The following is a 9905-nucleotide window of genomic DNA, read 5'->3' on the forward strand; positions in this document are numbered from 1 at the left end:
ACGAGGCCTGGCTGGAGGACAACCGCTACATCAACATGGACCTGCTGCGCGAACAGAAAAAGCTCGCGCTGAAGGCCGCCGCCTGATCAATTCGAAGCCATGACCGCCAAAAGCTTTTTGCACAACTTGACGGACACAACCTCGCTATTGAGGCTCGCCTCCACCGCTCGATAGACTGCAGGAAGGCAGCCTCAACAGCGCCACGAATAAGCAGCGGGACGCTCTGCTAAGAACGCATGGGTGCTCGGTCTTAGCCGGTACATAATTCGGGAGACATAGTGGGCAGGCCGTACGAACACGAACTAGCTGCGCTTTACACGACAACCTCAGAGGTCTTCGCCATGGACCTCTCACCACTCCAGAGGGTCATCGCGGACGGCGCTAGTCGCGGCCTCATCGTTGTCGCCTCCGGTGGATCTACAACTTCGGCCAGCTTGGCTGCTGACCTTCATATGGCAGCAGTAGGAAATCTGGCCCGAGCGATGTCTCCGCTTGAGTTCCGAGCTCTCGAGGCGCTTGCAAATTCGAACGTGTGGCTCATTAGTGCTGGCGGCGAAAACCACGACATCCTCGATGCCGCACGTCATGCTTTCTTATCTGGCGCTCACTCTGTCACTGCAATCGTTGCTAGCCGGCAGTCGAAGTTGTCCGACCTTGTCGAACAGCACGAGTCGGGGCGCGTGATCACTCTTGAGTTGACATGCGGGAAAGACGGTTTTCTTGCAACCAATAGCCTTTGGGGGACTTGTTTGCTCTTGGTGAGAGCCTTCCGTGCCGTGTTCTCCAGCGCGGAGAGAGGGGTCGAGGCCCCGGATGCGCAAGCGATGATCACCTGGGCACGCAACGCGGTTACGGAACAATTCAAACCGTGCAGCAACCTCGTGTTGATTGGAGATCCAAGCACATTGGTCGGGGCCCGGGATTTAACCATGAGGGCCGAGGAAGCGGCGCTCGCTTCTATCTGGGCCACTGACCTGCGAAACCTGGGCCATGGCCGTCATTATTGGTTCGCGGCTCATGGCCGCAATGCGTGCGCCTACTTCCTGGTTTCAGAGGAATACACCGGTTTTGCTAACAAGTGCGCCGAATTGATCGGCACTGGCAGTCCGGCGACCGTAGTTACGATTCCAGGTGACTCTGATACCAGGATGCTAAGCGCGATCGCCTTCTCCCTCTACGCCGCTGGAGCGCTGGGTGCACATATACGCCGTGACCCTGGCCGTCCCGGCGTACCGAAGTTTGGGGAGTCCCTGTACAACCTTCGGATGCCCTATCAGGAGCGGGCGGCCTCATACGATCGTGAACAGCGCATTATTGCCGCCAAGCTAGGCATGGCCCCGACCGACGCGCTGCTAGAACGCGACGCCTATGAGCAATGGAAGCTACATTTGCGTGGTTTCGAAGAGAGGCTGAGAGGGGCAAGCGTCCGAGCTCTCATTTTCGATTATGACGGCACGCTGATCGACACAACTCGAAGATTCGAGCCCCTCGCCGCGCCCATCGTCGAAGAGTTGATCCGCGTACTCAATGCCGGCCAAACAGTCGGAATTGCGACGGGCCGGGGCGATTCCTGTGGCGAAGCCCTGCGGGCGGCACTTCCCAAGCATCTTTGGGCTAAAGTGACCATTGGGTACTACAACGGTTCGTTGATAAGGCGCCTTGACGATACTTCTTTCCTGGAAAAGGAAGCGAGCGAGCAAATTATGAACGTTCGCCGACGGATAGAGGATATCGCGCCTTCAGGCCGAAGGGCATCGATCCGGACGTACGAGAAACAGTGTTCGGTCACGTTCTATGACGGACGAAGTGTCGAACAAGGTTGGATGGAAGTTTCCGCCGTCTTGGCCAGCTTGATTGACAATCAAATGGTTAAGGTTTGGAAATCGTCGCATTCGGTCGATATCGTGTTATCCGATGTTTCGAAGACTGCCGTGGTAGATGCTATCGCCCAACAGCTCGGCTGCACCGTCGAGAACATCGTATGCATCGGCGACCAAGGTCGATGGCCAGGCAACGACACTGAATTGCTAGGAAACCCTCTTTCCCTTTCCGCCGACCGTTGCTCCTTCACTCCCGACCGCTGCTGGAACCTAGCGGGGTTTCCTCGGAGGCAACTCGCCTCAACACTTGCCCAACTCCGCCTATTCGATGGAGGACCTGGGCGACCGTTCGCATATCGAGGTGAACTCAGTGAATAACGAAGTGGCACTCGAACTGTTAGCGAAAGTGATGGACTGGCAGCTTGATAAAGCGGTTGACGAGATGCGGTGGTGGAAACTGATCTCAGCCGTCAAATACGATGGTTACCGTGACTTCCTCGCGGGTGCGCGATTTCTTGAAAGCCTCGTGGGCTGGTTGCTGCAGTTCAGCGAGGAAGATAGAGAGGCGGCATACAAGTTCGCTCGCCACCGCTTGGTCTACGTCAGCGCGCTTGAACGAGAACGGTTGATCCAAGCGATGTATCCCCGGACGGTCTACCCCAGACTACTGAAGGCAGTTGCCAATAAAGCGCAAATCCCACCATGGAAAGTCCATAAGAGTGGCGAGCTCATGAAGCAGGTGAGGATTGCGAGACGTAGAACTCTGTTTCTGGGGCTTAGCGATGGCGCACGTCTTGACTCGTTCCGTCACGCCAACGTGGGGGGCCGTATCTCGAATGAACAAGTTGTCATGGGCGCCCAGCTGGACAAGCGCAAATGGGCTGATCTGAAGAAGGATCTGACGCGCGACCTACAGCACCTCGGGGCGGACATCGAGCCCACTTTCGACTGCATTTACCTAGTGGACGACTTTTCAGCTTCTGGGACGTCATTTCTGCGGAACGAAGGATCCGATGAAGGCGCGGACTGGAAGGGCAAGCTGCCCCGGTTTTTAGAGTCGCTTGGATTCAATGAGGACCCAATACAGGCAGATAATTGGAGACTCATCGTGCATCACTTGATGATTACGGATAAAGCGTGTAAGCACTTACAGGATAGCATTCAAGAGTTTATGGCCTGCGCGGATGAATGCTTGCCCCGGTTTAGTGACTACGAGGTGACTTACGGGCATAAATTTTCAGAGCGCCTTCCAGTGCAAGAGGGTTGCCCGCTGGACGAAGAGGTAATCCCGCTTACAGATGACTACTACGACAACGCGATTGAGACGCCAGCCACTCGCAAGGGGGGTGTTGACCACTTAGGTATGGGCTATGCGGCTTGCGGCTTGCCTTTGGTGTTGGACCACAACACACCCAACAACTCCCTTGCGATGCTGTGGGCGGAGTCTGCGGGCAAGAACGGAAGCCATCAGATGCGCCCGTTATTTCGCCGTCGGCAACGCCACGAGTAACAGCCTTGCCAAATCCATTTAAACATCGCGCCAGCGAATATCAGGGCAACGAGTTCGAATTCCTGGCGACGTTGACACCCTCACTGTTCCGCATGACTCTCGACGAGTACAAGGACCCTGAGGACCTGTTAACAAGGGTAGTAGTGTTTAGCGCCCCCCCGGGTACGGGTAAGACCACGCTTTCTCGCTTCTTCCAGTTCGCGACACTTTCTCGACTTCTCGATAAACAACGCCGTAGTCCGGACAAGCAACATGAAGAGCTGCTCCAACTCGCGTCTGAGCGAGGATTTATATCGCACGAACGTGTTTCTGTTTGCGGTGCGCGAGTTTCGCTTGAGCGTGACTACCGAGACCTAGCGCTATTGGGATATCGCCAGGAAACGGCAGATACCCTTCTACTTAGTCTTCTCGGTGCCCGTGCAGTTCTGTCGTGGCGACGTGGCTTCCAAGATGCTGGATTAAGCCTCAATTCTATTCGCGTCGTACCGACCAGCGAGGGTAGTGCCCGACTTGATTCAATCGGCGGTAGCAACTTTCAAAGCATCGTTGAACGTGCGGAATTCGTCGAGTCACGCCTTTTTCAACTGACGACGCGTTTTGTTCCGCCTAACGAGGAGGAGCTACTCGAATCTATACGATCTTCGTTCCTTCCTTTGGTGGCCATTTCTCGTTTCGAGCTCCCAGATAATCACGGGCAGGTCCTACCACTGTTGATGATGGATGACGCCCACTCCATTAGTCGCGAGCAACACGACGCCCTCTTGAACCACCTATCCAGTCGAGAAGTCGTTATTGGGCGTTGGGTTCTACAACGAATGGAAGCATTAGATGCTGAAGGTGTAATCGCCTGGGGGGACGAAACAAGACCTAATCCTACAAGTGGCCTGCAAAGGAGCCGGTCCGTTCTCGATATTCGAATGACCCAGTCTTACGATGAGGCGAGAGGCGCCGTTCGTAAGCGGTTTCGGAAAGCAGTAGCTGAGTTGGTATCCCGCAATATTGCGCAAATGCCGAACCTGACAAGGTTGGGCATCACCATTCCCAACTTAGAGGAGCGGAGCGAGCCGACGGATAAGCAGCTCGAAAAGCTGAACAAGCGTATGGAAAGCGCGATTTCGCAATTGGAGCTACCCCCCGCACAAGTAAAGCAAATCGTCGATGGCGTCAGAGAGTATCTGCGAGAGAAGCCGCAGTACAGCTCGAACGGACTACTTCCCCCGATGGCAACAATTCTCTTGCACCGCCAGTTCAAACGCACCCCCCAGAGGTCGTTGTTCGACGAGAGTTCACAGCCTGAACTAGCGGAAGAGGTACAAGTTGCCGCTGATCCCGGTATTCTCGCCGGAGCACAAGTTCACGCGTGGCACCGGGCCGGCCTTTCCTACCTAGGGGGCCTTGATACGCTAGCAGATCTCGGCAGCGAGAACGCTGAAACAGCCCTCCAACTTGCCTGGCAGATTATTCGATTACTTGAGGCTTCGTTGATCGCGTATGACCGCCGCGGGTCCACGGCACTGAGCGTCAATGACCAACACGAAGCGCTCCGACGCGAATCCGAGCGAATTCTTAGCGAATGGAGCTTCCCTTATGCGGTCGAGGTGCGTCGACTCGTGGATCGAATTGCACGACGGTGCGTTGATCGTAGCTTGGAAGACTCAGCGCCGCTTGGCGGTGGTGCGCACGCAATAGGAATTGACCAAGAGAAATTCGGCGCCGTGCTTGAAGAACCCCGATTCCGCGAGGTATTGCGCTTTGCGTGTGGGTACAACGCTCTTGTACTGACACCTGGGAGAAGAGCCAAGGGCAAGATCTGGACATTACTCGAACTCTGCGGTCCTGCGATAGCGGCCCATGGATTGACGACCAGTCGAGGCGGATTCATTCCGCTAAAGGTGAACGAACTGATTGCCATGATCGACGAGGCGGAGTAATGAATAGTTGCCGCTGGGAAGAAGGACTGGCACACCTCGGCGAAGAAGTCCCCGAATTCCTGGATTCATTATTGTCCGATGGGACCAGGAACGTCCTTTACATCGCGGGAGCTGGCTTTGATCCGCGGTCATCGCAATTGCCAAGTATAGTTGCGAAGAACGGGGTTTCACGCCGAGGAATCTTTATAAGAGAAGAGCGTCCGAACCCCGATTACGAACTGGTGAGGCGCGGCGACGATAACGCAGAGGTGCTTGGACGCCTATATCCAACCTCCGATGTTATCTCTGTGCACATATTCGATGAGGAACACGCCGTTGTCGGCGGGCAAAGTGTTTGCCTGAAGATCCGGGACTGCCTCTCGGATTCTCAACTAAACGAATTTACCGACGTCATTGTTGACATATCAGCCCTTTCAATTGGCGTGAGCTTTCCAATAGTGGGGCTGCTTTTTGAGAAGCTTGACCAACAGGACAGAATCAATCTGCATGTTGTTGCAGCTGCTTCACCGCAATCTGGGCAATTCGCCGAGATTGCGGAGTTTGCAGAACGTTATCAGCACCCTAAAGGTTTTAAGGGCGACCGGTCGGAAGCGGACGACACTGTTCGGCTTTGGTTGCCACAGCTCACTTCGGCAAAGAAACGTGCCTTTTCTAACCTTTACAAGGAATTAGAGCCTAGAGAAGTCTGCCCAATTTTTCCTTTTCCCTGCCATGAGCCGCGCCAGGTTGAGCAACTGCTTGAGGACTTCAGTGGTGAGCTCACCGACGAATGGGGTGTGGACTTGCATCAGATGCTCTTTGCTGCAGAACACGACCCGCTTGATCTTTATAGAACCATCGCTCGCGTGCATGTCACGCGCAAGGATGTGTACGACCGAGCGGGGCGTTTGTCAGCAACGGTCTTGTCACCAATAGGGTCCAAAGCGCAGGCAATCGGGGCCTTGATGGCTGCACTGGAGTTCGACCTGCCGGTGGCTTACGTCGAGGCGCGTCGCTTCGTTCCAAGTCAAGAGCCATGCTCTGGAGAATTGGACTCGACGCGACTTGTTCATGTTTGGCTCCTTGGGGAGGTGTATCCTCTACACAGGTCAGGAGCGTCAAATGACACTTGAGCATGTAGCCATCGGTACGCCGAGAAGCGCCCTCGTCACCGGGTTTGTCGCGCTCGACGTATTGCATGTTGATGGGGCCGCTCGGGGCTCTCGTTACCGCGCGGGGGGAACTGCAGGCAATGTTGCAGCCATTCTAGGGGCGCTTGGGTGGGGAACGACGATCGCAGGCCCAAGGCGTGGGTCGTTAGTTTCCAACTTGGCGGTTGGTGACTTCGAACGCTGTGGGGCGGTTTATCATGAGTTGTACGATCAAGATTTCCCCGTCGTCGTCGAACATTTGCAACGCGGTGAATCGCACCGTTTCTCATTCAGTTGTCCGACCTGTGGGCATGGGTTCCCTACTTTCCGGCGAAGCACATCCCCCCTCCCGGAGCTTGCCTCCTTATTGCAAGGCCGGGACGTCTTCTTCGTAGATCGCTTATTTCCAGGAGTGGTTGAAGCAGCTTTCGCTGCGCGAGAACGTGGAACCGTGGTCGTTTATGAGCCCTCGGATCCTGCGGATCAGCCTTGGTCGGCCGAGATGCTAGCCACCGCAGATATAGTTAAGTATTCGTCAGACAGGGAGAAGAAAATGCCCTGGTTAACCGATGGGTCCGATTCATTGGTCGTGAGGACAGAAGGGGCTAAAGGCGCGGCATGGCGCTGGCGCGACATCTCAGTCGAAGACTGGCGCACGCTTCCCGCTAGCCCTGCCGCAAATGTGGTTGATACCTGCGGAGCCGGCGACTGGATGACTGCAGGTTTACTGATGGGCATGTTTGAACTCATGAGCGCTCACCGACAAGGTATAAGCCCGCAAGAGGTCGACCGAGAAGTGCTTGCAGCACAAAAGCTCGCGTCGTGGAGTTGCAGGTTCGCGGGTGCTCGGGGTGCTCTTTACGAAGCAGGCGCGCGCGAGGCGCTTCGTCACCTATCCGGCGATCGATCATTAGTATCCGCGGTCGATAGTCATGCCCTCGTGGAACCGGTAGAAGCCATTGAGTCTTGCGTGGTGTGCACCGGAGCGTGACTCAATCACCGTGCTCCTACGGCGCCAACAAGTCCGCCAAATCTCTGAGGGCCGCAGCTAGTTGACGGGCTGTCAACGGCTGTTGCGCGACGCGCTCCGAGATTAAGTGCCGGGCGACCTCCGTAGACTTTTTCCTGCACGTCAAATAATTAAAAATCTCTACTAGAGTTGGCGTCTCTCGCGGCGGCTCACTGTTCAGAGCTGCACCTACGGCGCTGGCGGAGCGGCCGGTCGCCTTAGTTAAAGCACTGTTAGTTATCCCATTCTCATCCATCAGACGCCTTGCTACAGCTTGCATCCTGGCGGCAGCTTCACTTTCTGGTGCTGAGGGACGACCTACTTTGGCCACGTCTAGTCACATTTGTCACTCTATTAAAAATAGTTTACTCTTATCCTACGCCAATTAGCAATCGCCGACATGGACGAGATTCGCTTTTACCGAGCAAACGAGCGGCCCTACGGTGCCTTCAGCAACCTGTACAGGCGAGAAGTTGAGTTCGAAGGGGAGGTATTTCCTACCGCTGAGCATGCCTATCAGGCAGGAAAAGCGCGCAAGCAAGCCGTTAGGGATTGGTTAATGGCCGCGCCGACACCTGCCTTGCTGGCGATGGCTGCTCACGGACTCTACTATTGGGATATTGCGCCAGGCTGGTCCAAGAACAAGTTCGACCGAATGAAGCGCGTGCTACGCGCCAAATTCGCCCAACACGAGGACCTGCGTGAGCTGCTGCTCGCGACAGGCTCCGCAAGACTGGTTGAATCCGCCATGGTCGACAACGAGGTCAACAGGCTGTGGGGCGAAGTTAACGGCGCTGGCAAGAACATGCTCGGCACGCTTCTTATGGAAGTGAGAGATGAACTGGTCGCTGGCGACGCTATCGAGGAAACCGAGAAACGGCGCAGAACCTGTGCCGCCTGAGCCTCGGCTCGCGCTTACAGATGGAGTACCCCCGCCCCTGAAAAGCGGACACAATGCACCGAGTATTCAGGGGCCATTTTAATTCCGCGGGCCCACAACGACAGGTGGCGGACAGCTAATAGGGCGGAGCCCCCCACGGCCATCCGATGAACCAGCCCCAGTAGCAGCCGCAAGGCAGAGGAACATCCTAGGCTCTCAAGTCGATCAGCCTCTCGGCCAATGCTATGAAGCCGAGCCGAGACACTGCGCAAGTGCAATTGACGCATCAAGGCGATTGGTATAGAGCTAAGTGCGCTGAGACTGCGTGAGCCTCTGAACGGGTGTATTCACGCCCGTGTGTGCTGGATAGCGCCCGTCAGCGTTGGGCCTTCGCCTTGATGAGGGACTGGATCTTTTCCTTCTGGGCATCGTCTCCGCTCTGAGTGTTGATCAGAATCAGCTGGCGCGCAAACTCCTGGATGCGCTTTCCGCTGATGTGGTTGTGGCCACCAATCAGATCTCCGTCAACCAGGATGTTCATGTACGGGTTTCGCGCGGCTGTTTTGTTGTTCCGCTCGAGGACTGCCCCATGGAAGGCGATGCTGCCGCCTGGTTGATCGTCTCGCCATCCCTTATTTGACATTCACAAAGGTCGCTAGCTCCTGTAGGTCCTGCGCGATGGCAACGCCCCCGTCAATGCGAGTTTCCTGCTGATTGCGCGCCCGAAGATAATGGGTCCGATAAGGCGCGAAATGCCCTACGGCAGTCACGTTGGCATCGCCCTGATCGATCGATTGGGTATCCTCGATCACCGGGTTGTAGCGCTCAACCTCGCGCTCATGCTCGAACATCGTGGAAAGGTAGGCAGGTCACCCTTTTATGCAAGGGCATCCAGAGTGGAGTGTAGGTTCAGGGGCTAGGGCGTACCGGCATCAAGAAACATGATCGACCTAGTTCAACGTGCAGCTCGACTACGCGGAAGCAGAAACGCCTGACGTTATTCGTCAACACGACCGCCCAGCACTGAGCGCATGTGCAGCGATCATCGTGTCTTGCGACCCGTTAGGTGTCCCGCGTCGGCGGTGTAACGCCCCCAGGAAGCACGGCATGCAGCGGCGCCAGGAACGCCTGAAACCGTTGCACGCGCTAAGGCTCTCTGGCCTGGCGACTACGCCTTGCATGAGAGTTCTGCATAGGTGACGACAGACACGAAGATTTCGTGGCCCGAGAAAGCAGCCCGTTCCAGCAGCTGGATTAACGACATCGGCGCATTACGGATGCTGCAACTGCTGGTACCGGTGTCCAGCATGTAGCGCATCATCAGCACTCCGAATCAGGTCAATACCAATCCCCGGGCGCTCGGACAAAAAGTAGTCACCAACATCCGGAGCATCCATCAATGCGCTCCAGCTGGGGCGCTTTGGCTCAATGACAAGTCGAGAACCCACTCGGTACGTGAGCACCTCTTCGACATCACCCAACTCCATCGGTAATCACCCCGTTTTTAACGGAGGCCAAAAGTGGAGCTATGCAGCGGCGGCCAGCCGCTGCATGGGGGTGATGCCGCCGAGCGCCATGTTCGGTCGTTCGTGATTGTAGAACCAGAGCCACTCGGTGGCCGATTG

At 56.0% G+C, this 9905-nt stretch carries 8 protein-coding genes; 6 read left to right on the forward strand and 2 right to left on the reverse strand.

Going from position 1 to position 9905, the window contains the following annotated elements; translation table 11 throughout:
• Positions 1 to 341 precede the first annotated feature (341 nt).
• The 6 genes from RIB44_00245 to RIB44_00270 all read left to right on the forward strand — a co-directional run bounded on the left by RIB44_00245 (position 342) and on the right by RIB44_00270 (position 8301).
• Positions 342 to 2198, forward strand: a complete 1857-nt coding sequence (locus tag RIB44_00245) for a hypothetical protein (protein MEQ8615002.1) — start codon at positions 342 to 344, stop codon at positions 2196 to 2198.
• Positions 2191 to 3330: a hypothetical protein gene (locus tag RIB44_00250; GenBank protein ID MEQ8615003.1), complete on the forward strand. Its 1140-nt coding sequence runs from the start codon at positions 2191 to 2193 to the stop codon at positions 3328 to 3330. The genes RIB44_00245 and RIB44_00250 overlap by 8 nt, the downstream gene beginning before the upstream one ends.
• A gap of 5 nt (positions 3331 to 3335) precedes the next feature.
• Positions 3336 to 5261 carry a hypothetical protein gene (locus tag RIB44_00255; protein MEQ8615004.1) on the forward strand — a complete coding sequence of 642 codons (1926 nt, stop codon included), beginning with the start codon at positions 3336 to 3338 and terminating at the stop codon, positions 5259 to 5261.
• The gene (locus RIB44_00260) at positions 5261 to 6373 is read left to right on the forward strand and encodes a hypothetical protein (GenBank protein ID MEQ8615005.1); all 1113 of its coding nucleotides are present in this window, start codon (positions 5261 to 5263) and stop codon (positions 6371 to 6373) included. Before RIB44_00255 ends, RIB44_00260 begins: the two co-directional genes overlap by 1 nt.
• Positions 6363 to 7382: a PfkB family carbohydrate kinase gene (locus RIB44_00265; GenBank protein MEQ8615006.1), complete on the forward strand. Its 1020-nt coding sequence runs from the start codon at positions 6363 to 6365 to the stop codon at positions 7380 to 7382. The genes RIB44_00260 and RIB44_00265 overlap by 11 nt, the downstream gene beginning before the upstream one ends.
• Before the next feature lie 418 nt (positions 7383 to 7800).
• Positions 7801 to 8301: an NADAR family protein gene (locus RIB44_00270; GenBank protein MEQ8615007.1), complete on the forward strand. Its 501-nt coding sequence runs from the start codon at positions 7801 to 7803 to the stop codon at positions 8299 to 8301.
• Between the two features lie 355 nt (positions 8302 to 8656).
• Here the strand turns inward: RIB44_00270 and RIB44_00275 are convergent, their stop codons facing one another.
• A complete protein-coding gene (locus RIB44_00275; protein MEQ8615008.1) occupies positions 8657 to 8923 on the reverse strand; it encodes a hypothetical protein in 267 nt (88 codons plus the stop codon).
• Positions 8913 to 9131, reverse strand: a complete 219-nt coding sequence (locus RIB44_00280) for a hypothetical protein (GenBank protein MEQ8615009.1) — start codon at positions 9129 to 9131, stop codon at positions 8913 to 8915. Before RIB44_00280 ends, RIB44_00275 begins: the two co-directional genes overlap by 11 nt.
• Positions 9132 to 9905: the final 774 nt, after the last annotated feature.

It is taken from the genome of Lacipirellulaceae bacterium, from assembly GCA_040218535.1.
Taxonomy (GTDB): domain Bacteria; phylum Planctomycetota; class Planctomycetia; order Pirellulales; family Lacipirellulaceae; genus Adhaeretor.

Coding starts and splice junctions, on each gene's coding strand:
- RIB44_00245 (MEQ8615002.1), top strand. CDS start 342: ATGGACCTCTCACCACTCCAGAGGGTCATCGCGGACGGCGCTAGTCGC.
- RIB44_00260 (MEQ8615005.1), top strand. CDS start 5,261: ATGAATAGTTGCCGCTGGGAAGAAGGACTGGCACACCTCGGCGAAGAA.
- RIB44_00265 (MEQ8615006.1), top strand. CDS start 6,363: ATGACACTTGAGCATGTAGCCATCGGTACGCCGAGAAGCGCCCTCGTC.
- RIB44_00270 (MEQ8615007.1), top strand. CDS start 7,801: ATGGACGAGATTCGCTTTTACCGAGCAAACGAGCGGCCCTACGGTGCC.
- RIB44_00275 (MEQ8615008.1), bottom strand. CDS start 8,923: ATGTCAAATAAGGGATGGCGAGACGATCAACCAGGCGGCAGCATCGCC.
- RIB44_00280 (MEQ8615009.1), bottom strand. CDS start 9,131: ATGTTCGAGCATGAGCGCGAGGTTGAGCGCTACAACCCGGTGATCGAG.